The 15180-nt window shown below is 63.8% G+C and carries 10 protein-coding genes and 1 pseudogene; 8 read left to right on the top strand and 3 right to left on the bottom strand.

The genetic code is table 11. The features are described 5' to 3' along the window. Window positions 1-75 precede the first annotated feature (75 nt). On the top strand, window positions 76-999 hold the full coding sequence (gene lpxL / locus AAHB08_RS07950; RefSeq protein ID WP_342058633.1) for an LpxL/LpxP family Kdo(2)-lipid IV(A) lauroyl/palmitoleoyl acyltransferase: 924 nt from the start codon (window positions 76-78) through the stop codon (window positions 997-999). Window positions 1000-1061: 62 nt separating this feature from the next. On the opposite strand, the gene AAHB08_RS07945 is transcribed toward lpxL, so the two are convergent. The 3 genes from AAHB08_RS07945 to AAHB08_RS07935 form a co-directional block, all read right to left on the bottom strand. Continuing rightward, complete coding sequence (locus tag AAHB08_RS07945) at window positions 1062-3041, bottom strand: bifunctional 2',3'-cyclic-nucleotide 2'-phosphodiesterase/3'-nucleotidase (protein ID WP_247627443.1); 1980 nt, start codon at window positions 3039-3041, stop codon at window positions 1062-1064. Window positions 3042-3168: 127 nt separating this feature from the next. Beyond that, complete coding sequence (lysE, locus tag AAHB08_RS07940; protein ID WP_342058632.1) at window positions 3169-3789, bottom strand: L-lysine exporter; 621 nt, start codon at window positions 3787-3789, stop codon at window positions 3169-3171. A 264-nt stretch (window positions 3790-4053) separates the two neighbouring features. Next, the gene (locus AAHB08_RS07935; RefSeq protein WP_005324972.1) at window positions 4054-4836 is read right to left on the bottom strand and encodes a LuxR family transcriptional regulator; all 783 of its coding nucleotides are present in this window, start codon (window positions 4834-4836) and stop codon (window positions 4054-4056) included. Window positions 4837-4900: 64 nt separating this feature from the next. Between AAHB08_RS07935 and AAHB08_RS07930 the strand changes: the two genes are divergently transcribed. The 7 genes and pseudogenes from AAHB08_RS07930 to AAHB08_RS07900 all read left to right on the top strand — a co-directional run bounded on the left by AAHB08_RS07930 (window position 4901) and on the right by AAHB08_RS07900 (window position 15138). Continuing rightward, window positions 4901-5527, top strand: a complete 627-nt coding sequence (locus tag AAHB08_RS07930; protein ID WP_265437064.1) for an acyl-homoserine-lactone synthase — start codon at window positions 4901-4903, stop codon at window positions 5525-5527. 242 nt (window positions 5528-5769) lie between these two features. Continuing rightward, window positions 5770-6669, top strand: a complete 900-nt coding sequence (locus AAHB08_RS07925; protein WP_139438815.1) for a LysR family transcriptional regulator ArgP — start codon at window positions 5770-5772, stop codon at window positions 6667-6669. A gap of 100 nt (window positions 6670-6769) precedes the next feature. Further along, the gene (locus AAHB08_RS07920) at window positions 6770-8806 is read left to right on the top strand and encodes an exoribonuclease II (RefSeq protein WP_342058631.1); all 2037 of its coding nucleotides are present in this window, start codon (window positions 6770-6772) and stop codon (window positions 8804-8806) included. A 683-nt stretch (window positions 8807-9489) separates the two neighbouring features. Further along, entirely contained in the window at window positions 9490-11418 is a 1929-nt protein-coding gene (locus tag AAHB08_RS07915; RefSeq protein WP_043140732.1) for a PTS mannitol transporter subunit IICBA, read from the top strand. Window positions 11419-11455: 37 nt separating this feature from the next. Next, window positions 11456-12601, top strand: coding sequence for a mannitol-1-phosphate 5-dehydrogenase (locus AAHB08_RS07910; protein WP_342058630.1), 1146 nt, complete (start codon window positions 11456-11458; stop codon window positions 12599-12601). A gap of 103 nt (window positions 12602-12704) precedes the next feature. Next, window positions 12705-13226: an MltR family transcriptional regulator gene (locus AAHB08_RS07905; RefSeq protein ID WP_025325560.1), complete on the top strand. Its 522-nt coding sequence runs from the start codon at window positions 12705-12707 to the stop codon at window positions 13224-13226. Between the two features lie 30 nt (window positions 13227-13256). Beyond that, window positions 13257-15138: pseudogene (locus tag AAHB08_RS07900) on the top strand (cation:proton antiporter). Window positions 15139-15180 lie beyond the last annotated feature (42 nt).

Raw genomic sequence — 15180 nt, 5'->3', positions numbered from 1 at the left:
CAGCCTGTCCACGGGCACCGATCTCCCCGTGTCGGCTGGGCTCCCTCCCTTGCCTTTGTGAACAAGAGACTCTTCATGGCCCAAGAACATGCTCCCCGCCTCGAACCCCGTCTGTTCCATCCCCGTTACTGGGGCAGCTGGTTCGGTCTGTGCCTGCTCTGGCTGCTGGTGCTGCTGCCCTGGCGCAGCCAGATGTGGCTGGGTCGCCAGCTCGGCACCCTGGCCCGCAAGGTATTGAAATCCCGCGTCAAGATTGCCCGCCGCAACCTGGAGCTGGCGATGCCCGAGCTCAGCCGGGATCAGCGGGAAACCCTGCTCAAACAGAACTTCGAGAGCGTGGGCTGCGCCATCTTCGAGGTGGGCATGGCCTGGTTCTGGCCAGACTGGCGGATGCGCCGCCTGATGAAGGTGGAAGGGGAAGAGCATGTCATCGACGCCATCGAAAAGGGTCAGGGCATGCTGCTGCTCTCCTGCCACTTCCTCACCCTTGAGCTCAACGCCCGCTGCTTCGGCCTGGTGCGGCCCGGGGTCGGCGTCTATCGCCCCAACACCAATCCGGTGCTGGAGTATGCCCAGTACCACGGTCGCTGCGCCTCCAACAAGTACCTGGTGGACCGCATGGACGTGAAGGGGATGATCAAGGCGCTGCGCAACGGCGACGCCCTCTGGTACGCGCCGGATCACGACTACGGCAGCCACGCCAGCGTCTTCGTGCCCTACTTCGCGGTGGAGCAGGCGGCCACCATCACGGGCACCGCCACCCTGGCCAGGGTCAAGAACACCGTCACCCTGCCCTGCTACAACATCCGCACCAATGAGGGCTACACCCTGCATATAGGGGCGCCGCTGGAAGGCTACCCGAGCGGTGACGACCTGGCCGATGCCACCCGCGCCAACCGCGAGATTGAAGCCGCCGTGCGCCGTGCCCCCGAGCAGTACATGTGGCTGCATCGCCGCTTCAAGACCCGTCCCAACCCGGAGGATCCGGGTTTCTACTAAGCCCGTCCCCACGAAAAAGCCCTCGCACTGCGAGGGCTTTTTGTTGTCTGCCCGAGGCTGCCTTACTGGCGGATCAGGCGGTAGATGGCGTAGCCGGGATGCTTGGCGTCACTCATCGGCAGGGTGGACTGGTACGCCAGATCCGCCCCCGCCAGAGCCTTGGCCTCCTCACCCGGGGAGGAGTAGAGCCGCACGTCAACGCCTGCGGGCAGCGCCTTCATGTGCCAGTTGTTGTTGGCCGCTGGGCTGAAGCCCGCCGGATTGGCAGCAGACTGGGACTTGAGGTACTGGGCGATGATCTCCCGCGTCTCGAAGGGATCTTCGTGCACTATGTTGCTGCCGTCGATGCCCGGGAAGTGACCGCCGCCGCTGGCGCGGTAGTTGTTGGTCACCACGTAGAACTTCTGGGCCGGATCCATGGGCTGGCCGTTGAAGGTGAGGCCGCTGATGCGCTGACCGTCGCTGACCTTGAGCCCCTCCTTGCTGTAACGGGCCGGCTGGGTGATGTCCACCTCGTAGCTCACCCCGTCAATCACGTCGAAGTTGTAGGTGGGGAAGCTCTCGTTCACCAGCCACTGCACCTCTGTCTTGCCGGTGTCTATGCGGTTGAACTGGCCAGCACTCATCTCCAGCCACTCCTTGACGGTGGCCCCGTTCACCTCGACCACCTGCAGGGTGTTCGGATAGATGTAGAGGTCGGAGACGTTGCGCAGGGAGATGTCCCCCTGGGCCACATAGGTGAAGTCATTGATGCCGTTGCGACCGCCACGGAAGGGGGCCGCCACCGACAGGATCGGGTAGGGCTCCTTGAGCAGACCGTCTTTTTGCAGCTGCTCGGCGTGCTGACGCTGGGCATCGCTCACCAGTTGCACCGAGGGGTCATCCTGCACCAGGGCGAAGAAGCTGTGGATGGGAGAGGTGATCTTGCCTAGCGGCTCATCCAGCCACTGGTTGGTGGCGTCGTGATCCGCCTGCACCAGGTCCACCACCCGCTGATCCACGGCGCTGCCCTCGCTGGAGTCGATCTTGCGCAGGCTGGCCTGACTCTGCTTCACCTGCCACTTGCCGTCCACCTGTTCCAGCTTGAGGTCTATGATGCCGAGGTGATTGCCCCAGTAGCCGGGCATCACGGTCGGAATACCGCTCAGGGTGCCGGCCTGGTTGTCCACCTCGGGCAGGTCAGGGAAGTCGCCGGGGAAGTTCTTGTGGGCATGGCCCAGCATCAGGGCATCTATCCCCTTCACCTTGGCCAGGTGCCAGGCGGAGTTCTCCATCATGGCCTCGTAGCTGTTGGCATTGATGCCGGTGTGGGCCACCACCACCACCAGATCGGCCCCCTTGGCGCGCAGCTCGGGCACATAGTGGTTGGCGGTCTCGACCATGTCGGCCACCACCACCTTGCCTTCCAGATGGCGCTTGTCCCACTGCAGCACCTGGGGCGGCGTCAGACCCAGGATGCCGACCCTGACGGTCTGTGACTGGCCCTTGTCATCCGTTACCTGGCGCTCCAGCAGCAGATAGGGGGTGAACTTGTTGCCGCTCCAGTCGATTTGCCCCTTGGCGTCGCGCTTGAAGGCGCCCGCCTCGAACACGTTGGCGTTCACATAGGGGAACTCGGCCCCCGCCAGCACCTTGCCGAGGTAATCCAGGCCGTAGTTGAACTCGTGGTTGCCGAGGTTGCCCGCGTCATAACCCAGCTCGTTCATCGCCTTGAACACCGGGTGGGCCTGCTTCTCGAGGTAGCCGGCACCGGACTGCTCGAAGATGTAGTCCGCCAGCGGCGTGCCCTGGATCAGGTCACCGTTGTCGAGCAGCAGGTTGTTGGGGTTCTCGGCGCGGGCGGCGCGGATCAACAGGGCGGTACGGGAGAGGCCGAACTTGCGATCCTCCTTGTTCTGGTAGTAGTCATACCCCAGCACGTTGGAGTGGATGTCGGAGGTCTGGATCAGGCGCAGGGAGACTGTCCCCGGCTGCGCCTTGCTGTCATTTTCATTGCTGCAGGCAGTCAGCAGCACGATGGCGGCGATTGCCCCCAGCTTCATGGAGTTATTCACTGTCTTTTCCCTTTTATTATGAGTAACGCTTTACCAGCGGCGGGAATTTAACAGACGAATATGTCAGCAGATGACACCGGGACTCATTTTTATGAAGCCCGGCACAAAAATAGCCTTATGAGGCCAGCAGAGCCCCGCTGGCCAGCTTGACCGCCAGCACCAGCATTATGATACCAACAACCATATCAATGACTTGCTGCACCCTGCTCCGGGCAAGCCAGGGAGAAAGCGCCGCCGCCCCGACCGCCAGTCCGTAAAACCACACCAGGGAGGCCAGCATGGCCCCTGCGGCGAAGGCGGGCCGCAACTCCTCGGCAAACTGGCTGCCGAAGGAGCCGAGCAGCATCAGGGTATCCAGATAGACATGGGGGTTGAGCAGGGTCACCCCTAGCGTCATGGCCAGCACGCTCTTGACCCCCATCAGCTGGGGAGAGTCCGCCAGGGCAGCCCCCTGCCCGCGCCAGGCACTGCCAAGGGAGCGCACCCCGAACCAGCCGAGAAACAGCACGCCGCCCCAGGTCAGCAGCGCCAGGCCGATGGGGCTGGCCGCCAGCAGGTTGGCGCCGCCAAACACCCCTATGCCGATCAGCACGAGATCGCACAGGCAGCAGAGGGTCGCCGCCAGCAGATGGTGGTTGCGGTGAATGCCCCGGCTCAGCACGAAGGCGTTCTGGGCACCTATGGGGATGATCATGGCAAGGCCGAGGGTAAAACCTTGCAGTGTGGTCGCGAACATGGACAAACCTTTGTGTGGGAGATCTGGGGGCACTATAAGGGGAGGCGTGAAATCAGAGAAATTCATTCATTTTCTGATGCATTCAAAAAACTGATAAGGCGGGGCAAAAAACGACATCTGGCAGGCTGTCAATTGCAGGATCTGACAATTGTGGCCCCGGGAGCCCGCCCCGAGAATCGCCGGAGTGACAGGATCGGCTTGGGACAGTGGGTGATGGCGACAGAGGAGAGACCGGGCGACAGGTCAGCGTCACCCGGCCGGCATTCACTGCAACAGTCTGGGGAAGTTGGTGACCACGACCTGCTCCAGATTAGGCAGCAGTATGCCGCTGCTGACCCCCTTGGCGATGGCCTGGTAGCGATTCATCGACCCCGTCTTGCGGGTGACCTGGTTGAGGTGGTAGTTCACGGTGCGCTCGGTGATCCCGAGGATGCAGGCGATCTCCCCCGATGTCTTCCCGTCGCTGGCCCAGAACAGGCACTCGGTCTCTCTTTCCGTCAGGGCCTCCTGGGGATCATCCTCCCTCATGCTCTGGCGCACTATCCGGATCGCCGCCTCGAAGATGTAGTTGGACATCCAGGAGAGGATGGGCGAGGACTCCAGCAGCAGGTCGCTGGACGCCCGCTCCCGGGTGATGAACGACAGTATGCCGTTCTCCCCCGCCGCCCCGTGCAGCGGAAACGAGATGCCGTTGCGCAGCCCGAACTCCGCCGCCAGCCCCATCACATCCATGCTCCCCTCTTGCAGGAAGCGCGCCTTCTCGTCCAGCCGGTTCCAGTAGATGGGCAGGGTCTGCGTGCGGGCGAGCTGGATGATGGGATCGCAGGCCAGCATGTTGTTCACCGTGTAGGCCTGCACCCAGGAGTCGGGACACTGGTTGAACAACACCACCTTGGGCCTTTGCATCGACATGGGCAGGATGAGCGCGAATCGATAGTAGTCGTAGCCCATTCCCAGGGTGAAGCGGCCGATCAGCTCGGCCAGCCGGTTTCCATCCGTTACCAGCGTGAAATGTTCCAGATACTCAAGCAGTTGGTCGCGTGTCATAGGCTAGCCTCCCCTGGCCAAGGCCTTGGATTATAGCGCCTAACCATGAAATGGAGAGACATGAATGCTTGTTTTCAAAGGAAAATTGAAAGAACACCCCAGATGGGAGGTCGAAAACGAGCTTTATCGCTTTCGCAAGCGCGTCTTCTCCGATCGGCTAGGCTGGGACGTGGAATCCCACCGGGGTCTGGAGCGGGACAGCTTCGACAAGCCCGATACCCACTGGGTGCTGATTGAAGATGAAGAGGGTCTGTGCGGCTGCATCAGGCTGCTCAGCTGCGCCCAGGACTACATGCTGCCCAGCATCTTTCCCGGTGCCCTCGCCGGCGAGCGCCCCCCGCGCGGCGCCGATGTCTGGGAGCTGACCCGGCTCGCCATCGATGCCGGCCGCGCCCCCGCGCTCGACAACGGCATCAGCGAGCTGACCTGCGTCATCTTCCGCGAGGTCCATGCCTTCGCCAGGGAGCAGGGGATCCGGGAGCTGGTGGCCGTGGTCAGCCTGCCGGTGGAGCGCATCTTCCGCCGCCTCGGCCTGCCCATAGAGCGGCTCGGTCACCGTCAGGCGGTGGATCTGGGGGCCGTGCGCGGGGTCGGGATCCGCTTCCACCTGGACGAACGCTTCGAGCGCGCCGTCAGCCGTCCCCTGCGGGGGGAGTACGCTACGGCCGGGGAACTGCTCGGCATGAGCTGACCCCATAAAAAAGTCCCGGGCTGACACCCGGGACCAAAACTCTCGCTATGGCCCGTTTCCACCCCATGCAAAAACGGACCGAATGAGTATCTGATGAATCTCACCCTGTCGCTACTGTCACATCTCACAGTGACAGCACCCGTATGCCCCTCCACGCAGTGCCCGCCGTCTTGCCCGGTTGTTCTCCCGCCCCCGCTCCAGTAGCATCCTTGCTCAATCCCCTTCTCTGATAAGGAATGCTGATGAAGACGCTGGACTACAAGCTGCTGCTGGCGCTGGATGCCGTGATGCAGGAGCAGAACTTCGAGCGCGCCGCCCAGCGTCTCCACCTCACCCAATCCGCCATCTCCCAGCGCATCAAGCAGCTGGAGCAGCAGTTTGCAGAGCCGCTGATCATCCGCAGCCAGCCCCTGCAGGCCACCCCCCTCGGCCAGAAGCTGCTGGCCCACTACCGTCAGGTACGCCAGCTGGAGCTGGAGCTGGCGGGGGAACTCTCCCCCAGCGAGCCCCAGGCGCCGATCCGGGTCAGCATCGCCGTCAACGCCGACAGCCTGGCCACCTGGTTCCTGCCCGCCCTGGCGCCACTGCTGGAGCAGCACCCCATAGAGCTGAACCTGCTGGTGGATGACGAGAGCCGCACCCTGGATCGGGTGCGCGAGGGCCAGGCGTTCGGCGCCGTCAGCCTGCAACCCCAGCCGCTGGCAGGCTGCTGCGTCGACGAGCTCGGCGAGATGCGCTACCTGCTGACCGCCAGCCCCGCCTTCGTCGCCCGCCACTTCCCCCAGGGGCTCACCCCGGCGGCACTGGCCAAGGCACCGGCGGTCGCCTTCGATCAGCGCGACGACATGCACGTCAGCTTCATGGCCCGCCACTTCGCCCTGGCCCCCGGCGGTTACCCCTGCCACACGGTGCGCTCGTCGGAGGCCTTCGTCGCCATGGCCGAGCAGGGGCTGGCCTGCTGTCTCATCCCCGAGTTGCAGATCCGCCAGCAGCTCGCACAGGGGCTGCTGCTCGATCTCAGCCCGGATCTCCACCTGGTCGAGCGCCTCTACTGGCACCGCTGGGTGCTGGAGCGGGGGCTGCACAAGCAGATCTCCTTGCGCCTGATCGAGCAGGGCCGCCGGGCACTGCAACCCCGCTGAGCGGGCCATTCACCTTGGCTTTGGAGGGGTAAAAACGTATAGTGCTGGGCGATCCGTCATCAGGTCTCCACCCAGGTTTTCCACTTCAGGTTCCTCACTTATGTTCCAAGACAATCCGCTGCTGGCCCAGCTCAAGCAACAAATCCGCGAAAACATCCCCAAGAAAGAGGGTGTGATCCGCGCCTCCGATCGGGGCTTCGGCTTCCTGGAGGTCGATGAGAAGACCAGCTATTTCGTGCCGCCTCCCTACATGAAGAAGGTGATGCACGGTGACCGGGTGAGCGCCCTGATCCGTACCGAGAAAGAGAAGGAAGTGGCCGAGCCGGATGCCCTGCTGGAGCAGGCGGTGACCCGCTTCGTCGGCCGCGTCAAGATGTTCCGCGACCGCCTCAACGTGGTGCCTGATCACCCCCTCATCAAGGACGCCATCAAGGCCCGCGCCAAGAAGGGTCTGGACGAGAAGTCCTTCAAGGAAGGGGACTGGGTGGTGGCGACCCTCAAGCGCCACGCCCTGGTGGATGGAAACTTCTCCGCCGAGATCACCCAGCTCATCGCCGACAAGGATGATCACAACGTGCCCTGGTGGGTGGTGCTGGCGCGCCACAACCTGGCCCAGATCGAGCCGGCGGACCTGCCCGAGTGGAACGTCATCGAAGAGGAAGAGCTGCCCCGTCGCGATCTGACCCAGGTGCCCTTCTTCACCGTCGACGGCGCCAAGACCAAGGACATGGATGATGCCCTGTCCATCCGCAAACTGGACAACGGCTGGGAGCTGCTGGTGGCCATCGCCGACCCGACCGCCTATGTGGCGGAAGGGAGCGAGCTGGACCAGGAAGCCGCCAAGCGCGCCTTCACCGTCTACATGCCGGGCCGCAACGTGCCCATGATACCCCGCACCCTCTCCGACGAGCTCTGCTCCCTGAAAGAGGGCGAGGAGCGCAACACCCTGTGCGCCCGCCTGCTGATCGCCGAGGATGGCCTGCTGCTGGAAGAGACCGAATTCTTCGCCGCCCGCATCGTCTCCCATGCCCGTCTGAACTATGACGACGTCTCCGACTGGGCCGAACACGGCAAGGCGCTGGACATAGATGCCGGCGTTCTGGCCCAGCTGCCGCTGATGAAGGCGATGACGGAGGCGCGGATCAAGTGGCGCACCGAGCACGCCCTGGTGTTCCCGGACCGTCCCGACTACGACTTCGAGTTGGGGGAGAACGGCGCCGTGCTGGCGATCCACGTGGAGCCCCGCCGCATCGCCAACCGGATGATCGAGGAGTCGATGATCGCCGCCAACATCTGCGCCGGTCGCGTATTGGGCAAGAGCGTCGGTTACGGCATCTTCAACGTCCACACCGGCTTTGACGAGGAGTCTCTCGACGGCGCCATCGATCTGCTCAAGAGCGCCGAGGCGCCGTTCGAGAAGGAAGAGATCGCCAGCCTGTCCGGCTTCTGCGCCCTGCGCCGCTGGATCGACAGCCTGGACACCCGCTGGCTGGACGGCAAGATCCGCCGCTTCCAGAGCTATGCCCTTATGTCCGCCGAGCCGGGTGCCCACTACGGCCTGGGCCTGGATGCCTACGCCACCTGGACGTCCCCGATCCGCAAATACGGCGATATGGTCAACCATCGCCTGCTCAAGGCCGTCATCGCTGGCAAGGCCCCGGGTGAGCGTCCGAGCCAGGAGCTCACCGAACACCTGACCGAGTGCCGCCGTCTGCACCGCAGGGTGGAGCGCGACATCGGTGACTGGCTCTATGTCCGTTACCTCCAGGCCGCCGCCGGTACCGATCAGGTGTTCAACGCCGAGATCATCGACGTTATGCGGGCCGGCCTCAAGCTGCGTCTGCAGGAGAACGGCGCCGTGGTCTTCATGCCCGCCCGCCACATCCTGGACAACAAGGACAGGCTGGAGTGCAACTGGGACAACGGTCGCGTCTACCTGGACAAGACCGAAGTGGTCTATGAGCTTGGCCAGATCATCGAGGTGAAGCTGACCGAGGCGGTGGAAGAGACCCGCTCCCTCATCGCCAAGCCGGCGGTGGCCCTGGTGCCGGGTCCGGCCCCGGAGGCACCGGCTGCCGAGAGCCCAGCGAGCGAGAGCAGCGAGGCGGCGGCCGACGCGGCCCCCAAGGCGGAATAAGCCCCGCTCCCCTGCATGTCAAGAGCCCGCAATACTGCGGGCTTTTTTATGGGCGCGGCAACCCGGCAGAAACATCAGGAAGGTGAATGGGTGGGGTCGGCCTCTGCTTGCATCTGTGTCGACACCCCTGCCGACACTCTCATCTTGTCGCTGCGGGCATTGGCAGGCGTCGCCAGAGAGGCCAATCAGGGCCTGCCAAAGGAGGCGGGACAGAGCCCGACTGGCCGAAAGTGCGGGGAGCAAAACTGAAAGTGGGTTACAAAACCACTGATTCATTGATTAGTAGTTGATGATGGCGCGAGATCCATCGTCGTTGCCCTCTGATCTGGCGCCACCAGACGTGCTCCAATTGGCTACAAATGATGGCTTTGTGACAAGAATCACATTGACACAGGGTTTGCGCAAACGACAAAAGGTGAGGTGCATCACATTAAAATACCGTTCACGATGGGAAAGATCGAAATGTAGCCAAACTACAGCGCCTGAATGTGATCGGCGTCACTGCGTTGGGAGGGGGGAGGTCGGGGTATTTGAGAGCTGGGTCACAAGACACCCCGTTTTCAGCCTAATTTGATCACAAGCTGGTAGATTGAAGTTGCTTAGACGACAGGGATGGGGGTTCGGCAAAACCCGTCATCCCGACTACCACTTTTAATCACACAGGCTTAAAACGGGGTCCCGACATGTTATCACCGGATACCAAAGTCAAGATACAGAATTTTGGACGCTTCCTGTCCAATATGGTCATGCCCAACATAGGCGCCTTCATCGCCTGGGGTTTCATTACCGCCCTCTTCATCCCCACCGGCTGGCTGCCAAACGAAACCTTGGCCAAGCTGGTCGGCCCCATGATCACCTACCTGCTGCCCCTGCTGATTGGCTATACCGGCGGCAAGCTGATCGGGGGTGAGCGGGGTGCCGTGGTCGGTGCCATCACCACCATGGGCGTCATCGTGGGGACCGACATCCCCATGTTCATGGGCGCCATGATGGTCGGCCCGCTGGGTGGCTGGGCCATCAAGCGCTTCGACAAGGCGATGGAGGGCCGGGTCAAGAGCGGCTTCGAGATGCTGGTCAACAACTTCTCCGCTGGCATCATCGGCATGTTGTGCGCCATCCTCGCCTTCTTCGTCATCGGTCCCTTCGTCAAGGTGCTCTCCGGCGCCCTGGCCGGCGGTGTCGACTTCCTGGTCGCCCACAGCCTGCTGCCGCTGACCTCCATCTTCGTCGAACCGGCCAAGATCCTCTTCCTCAACAACGCCATCAACCACGGCATCTTCTCGCCGCTGGGGATCCAGCAGGCCACCGAGCAGGGTCGTTCCATCTTCTTCCTGATCGAAGCGAACCCGGGTCCGGGTCTGGGTGTGCTGCTGGCCTACATGGTGTTCGGCCGTGGCGCCGCCAAGCAGTCCGCCGCCGGTGCCTCCATCATTCACTTCTTCGGTGGCATCCACGAGATCTACTTCCCCTATGTGCTGATGAACCCGCGCCTCATCCTGGCGGTGATCGCCGGTGGCATGACAGGGGTCTTCACCCTGACCCTGTTCAACGCCGGTCTGGTCTCCCCCGCCTCCCCGGGCTCCATCTTCGCCGTGCTGCTGATGACGCCGAAAGCCTCCCTGATCGGGGTGCTGCTCTCCATCATCGCCTCCGCCACCGTCTCCTTCCTGGTCGCCGCCGTGTTCGTCCGTGCCCAGCAGCCGGAAGCCGACGAGGCCGATGCCCTGGGTGAAGCCACCCGCAAGATGAAGGCCATGAAGGGTGCCAAACCCGAGACCACAGCGGCCAAGAAGCCGGGTGCCGAGCTGACCGCGGTGCGCAATATCGTGGTCGCCTGCGATGCGGGCATGGGCTCCAGCGCCATGGGCGCCGGCATGCTGCGCAAGCGGGTGCAGGCCGCCGGTCTCGACATCAGCGTCACCAACCGTGCCATCAACAACCTGGACGATCAGGTGGATCTGGTCATCACCCACAAGGATCTGACCGACCGTGCCCGTCGCCATGCGCCCCACGCCCGGCACATCTCCCTCTCCAACTTCCTCGACAACGCCCTCTATCAGGAGCTGGTGCAAAACCTCAGCCTGGCGAATGCGGCCAACGACGACGTGGCCAACCCGCAACTGCTGGTGGCGGCCAACGACGACAGCTACGAGCCGCAGGCCGCCGAGGTCTTCACCCTGAGCCTCCAGGACGTGCATCTGGGCCTCAAGGCCGAGAGCAAGGAGGCCGCCATCCGGGCTGCCGGCAAGCTGCTGGCGGAGCGGGGCTATGTGGCGCCGGACTACGTCGACGCCATGCTGGAGCGCGAGCAGCTGGTCTCCACCTACCTCGGCGAGTCCATCGCCGTGCCCCACGGCACCATAGCCGCCAAGGAGCACGTGAAGCGTACCGGCATCGTCATCTGCCAGTACCCGGCCGGGGTCGCCTTCGGCGAAGCCGCCGACGAGGTGGCCCGCCTGGTGATCGGCATCGCCGCCCGCAATGACGAACACATTCAGGTCATAACCCGCCTGACCAATGCACTGGATGAACCCGGTCTCATCGACCGGCTGGCCAGCACCCAGGATCCGCAGGAGTTCCTGGATCTGCTGGGGGCCGAACAGGCTGCCTAATCGTCCTTCATCGTCTTTGGTTGTAGAGGTTAATATCATGAAAACATTGCATTTTGGTGCCGGCAACATAGGCCGTGGCTTCATCGGAAAACTGCTGGCGGACGCCAGCCATCAGGTCACCTTCGCCGACGTCAACGAGACCCTGATCGATCAGCTCAACCACCGCCAGGAGTACAAGGTGCACGTGGTGGGCACGGATCAGAAACTGGACGTGGTGCGCAACGTCGCCGCCGTCAGCTCCGCCGGACACGAGGTGATAGCCCGCATCATCACAGCCGATCTGGTGACCACGGCGGTGGGCCCCAACATACTGGACAAGATCGCCAGCACCCTGGCCAAGGGGCTGCAGGCCCGCTTCGATGCCGGCAACCTGACCCCCCTCAACGTCATCGCCTGCGAGAACATGGTGCGCGGCACCAGCCACCTCAAGCAGGAGGTACTCAAGTACCTGCCGGTCGCGTATCATGCCACCCTCGAGCAGTGCGTCGGCTTCGTCGACTCCGCGGTGGATCGCATAGTGCCCCCGGCCGCGGCGAACGACGATCCCCTGGAGGTGACGGTGGAGAGCTTCAGCGAGTGGATCGTCGACCAGACCCAGTTCAAGGGCGAGCTGCCCCAGGTGGCGGGCATGGAGCCCACCGACAACCTGATGGCCTTCGTCGAGCGCAAGCTGTTCACCCTCAACACCGGCCACATCGTCACCGCCTACCTCGGCAAGCTGAGGGGCTATCGCACCGTGCGCGAGGCGATCGAGGATCCGCTGATCCGCAGCAAGGTGCGCCGCGCCATGGAGGAGAGCGGGGCCGTGCTGGTGAAACGCTACGGCTTCGATCCGCGCCTGCATGCCGCCTACATCGAGAAGATCCTGTCCCGATTCGCCAACCCCTATCTGGTGGATGAAATCGACCGGGTCGGTCGCCAGCCGCTGCGCAAGCTGGCGGCGGGGGACAGGCTGGTGAAGCCGCTGCTCGGTACCCTGGAGTACGGCCTGCCGAGCGACCACCTGCAGGAGGGCATAGCCGCGGCATTGCACTATCACAACGATGACGATCCCCAGGCGGTGGAGCTGCAGGCCCTACTGGCAGAACTGGGCCCGGCCAGGACCCTGGCCCGCGTCACCGGCCTGGATGAGAACAGCGATGTGGTGCGCACCATAGTCGCCCGTTACAACAACTTGAAGTGACCCCATGGGGCGCACTCGCCGACAGCCCGAGCGCGTGCGCCCCATATGATAGAAACCGGGAGAGAGGCACTCTCTCTCCCAGTCAGCCGGACCCTGAGCACCTATGACCACACACCAGGAAGATGATGTACTGGAGCGACTGAACGAGCAGGATGGCCCCCGCGGCTTCTTTCTCGAGGTCGTGACCATCCTGGAAGAGGCGGTCGACTCCCTGATGCGGCGAGCCTTTCGCCAGGAGGAGTATGCCGTCAAATACGCCATCGAGCCCCTGCTCAACCAGAGCGGCCCCCTCGGCCAGCTGGAGGTGCGCCTCAAGCTCATCTTCGCCCTCGGCCTCATCTCCCTCGAGCACTACCAGGATCTCGAGGCCTACCTGAAGATCCGCGATTTTCTGGTGCGCGACCCCAAGGATTATCGCTTCAGCGACAAGCCGATCCGCGACCTGCTAAGCCGCCTGCATGCCATCCATCAGACCAGCATGATGCCGCAGGATCCCCCGGCCAACGAGGAGGACTGGCCCCTCTATCAGATGCAGCTCAACCGGCTCGATCAGATGGTGCGCTCCGCACTGGTGCTGGCGGTGACCGATTGCGTCACCGAACTTCACAAAGAGAGCCCCATCTGATCAGGCCAGCCCGCTGAGGCTACTCCCGGGATCCCGGCCTCCCCGAGGCCGCCTCTACCGGATGTCAATTTGCCCTCCTTCCCCGCTACACTACTCCCAACCCCATTACCCACCCGAGGTTGGCATGATTGCACTCTCTCTCGCCGGGATCGCCCTGATCTCCCTGCTCGCCCAGTGGCTCGCCTGGTTCGTGCGCGTCCCCGCCATCCTGTTCCTGCTGCTCAGCGGCCTCTTGCTCGGCCCGGTGACGGGCGTACTCGACCCGGACCAGTTGCTGGGGGAGCTGCTGTTTCCGCTGGTGTCGCTCTCGGTCGCCATCATCCTGTTTGAAGGGGCCCTGACCCTGCACCTGACCGAACTCAAGGGGATAGGCAAGGTGGTACGCAACCTCTGCTCCACCGGCATGCTGGCCAGCTTCGCGGTCATAGGCGCCGCCAGCTACTGGCTGCTGGGGCTGGACTGGCGGGTCGCCATGGTGCTCGGTGCCGTGCTGGTGGTCACCGGGCCGACCGTGGTCGCCCCCATGCTCAGCGTCATTCGGCCGGTACGGGAGGTGGACAAGATCCTGCGCTGGGAGGGGATCGTCATCGATCCCATCGGTGCCCTGTTTGCGGTACTGGTGTTCGAGGCGGTGCGCCTCGGCAGCCAGGGGGATCTCATCGATCACACCCTGCTGGCCCTGGCCAAGACGGTGGGGGTCGGCTCCCTCATCGGGATGGCGGCCGGCTGGATCACCACCCTGATCATGCGCAAGGACTGGTTGCCGGTCAGCCTGCACAAGTTCGGAGTGCTGGCCCTGGTGCTGGTCACCTTCACCCTGTCGGACTGGCTCAGTCACGAGTCCGGCCTGCTGGCGGTGACAGTGTTCGGCATCTGGCTCGCCAACCAGGAGGGGCTGGATCTGGAGGAGGTGCTGGCCTTCAAGGAGGATCTCGCGGTCATCCTCATCTCTTCCCTCTTCATCCTGCTGGCGGCCCGCCTCGATCTGGCGCAGCTCTGGCAACTCGGTCCCATGGTGCTGGTGCTGCTCTGCGTGGTGCAGTTCGTGGCCCGTCCGCTCTGCATCCTGGTCTCGACCCTGGGATCGGATCTCCCCTGGCGCGCCCGCGCCCTGCTCGCCTGGATAGCCCCCCGAGGCATAGTGGCGGCGGCGGTCAGCGCCTCCTTCGCCATCAGCATGCACGAGGCCGGCATTGAAGATGCCGATAAGCTGGTGCCCCTGGTGTTTGCCGTGATCATCTTCACCGTGGTGCTGCAGAGCCTGACGGCGACCCCGCTGGCCAGGCTGCTCGGCATGCGCCAGCCCGCTCCCGACACCTGGCTGCTGATCGGCGCCAATTCGGTGGCTCGCGCCATCGGCCGGGCGCTGGCGGATCAGGGCATACCCGTCCATCTCTCCGATCCGGCCTGGGAACATTGCAAGCTGGCCCGCATGAGCGGCCTGCCCTGCTATTTTGGCAATCCGCAATCGGAACACGCCGAGCTGCACCTGCCCCTCACCAGCATCCATACGGTGCTGGCGCTTTCCCCCAACCGTCACAACAACGCCCTCGGGGTGCTGCACTTTGCCCACCTGTACGGGGAGGAAAAAGTCCACTCCCTGCGCTCCAGCGAGCAGTACGGCAAGGCGAACCGGGAGAGCGCCACCTTCCGCGCACGCCAGGATCTGTTCGGGCCAGAGATGAATTTCGCCCGCCTGAGCGGCCTGCTGAGCCGGGGCGGCCAGATCAAGGCGACCCGCCTGAGCGACGCCTTTGACTGGAACCAGTATCAGGAGGCCAATCCCGGCGCCATTCCCCTGTTTATCGTCGATACGAAGGGAAAACCCCGGGTCGTCACAGGCCCGGTGTCACCGCTGGCCGGTGAGCTGCTGATCGCCCTGCAGCCGCCACGGGAGCCCCAGGCGGCTTGATGCGCCGACGATCCGGCTCCCTGCGCCTGCGTCCGCCGCGGG

It is taken from the genome of Aeromonas sp. OTU364 (genome assembly GCF_038440395.1).
GTDB lineage: Bacteria > Pseudomonadota > Gammaproteobacteria > Enterobacterales > Aeromonadaceae > Aeromonas.
Note: the sequence above shows the minus strand (reverse complement) of the source record. Positions and strands in the feature narration are given on the sequence as shown.

Bases quoted from the DNA above. Each gene is read 5' to 3' on its own strand.
- AAHB08_RS07925 (WP_139438815.1), top strand. From the start codon at position 5,770: ATGAAGACGCTGGACTACAAGCTGCTGCTGGCGCTGGATGCCGTGATG.
- AAHB08_RS07920 (WP_342058631.1), top strand. From the start codon at position 6,770: ATGTTCCAAGACAATCCGCTGCTGGCCCAGCTCAAGCAACAAATCCGC.
- AAHB08_RS07915 (WP_043140732.1), top strand. From the start codon at position 9,490: ATGTTATCACCGGATACCAAAGTCAAGATACAGAATTTTGGACGCTTC.
- AAHB08_RS07905 (WP_025325560.1), top strand. From the start codon at position 12,705: ATGACCACACACCAGGAAGATGATGTACTGGAGCGACTGAACGAGCAG.
- AAHB08_RS07935 (WP_005324972.1), bottom strand. From the start codon at position 4,836: ATGACACGCGACCAACTGCTTGAGTATCTGGAACATTTCACGCTGGTA.
- lysE (WP_342058632.1), bottom strand. From the start codon at position 3,789: ATGTTCGCGACCACACTGCAAGGTTTTACCCTCGGCCTTGCCATGATC.
- AAHB08_RS07945 (WP_247627443.1), bottom strand. From the start codon at position 3,041: ATGAAGCTGGGGGCAATCGCCGCCATCGTGCTGCTGACTGCCTGCAGC.
- AAHB08_RS07910 (WP_342058630.1), top strand. From the start codon at position 11,456: ATGAAAACATTGCATTTTGGTGCCGGCAACATAGGCCGTGGCTTCATC.
- AAHB08_RS07930 (WP_265437064.1), top strand. From the start codon at position 4,901: ATGCTTGTTTTCAAAGGAAAATTGAAAGAACACCCCAGATGGGAGGTC.
- lpxL (WP_342058633.1), top strand. From the start codon at position 76: ATGGCCCAAGAACATGCTCCCCGCCTCGAACCCCGTCTGTTCCATCCC.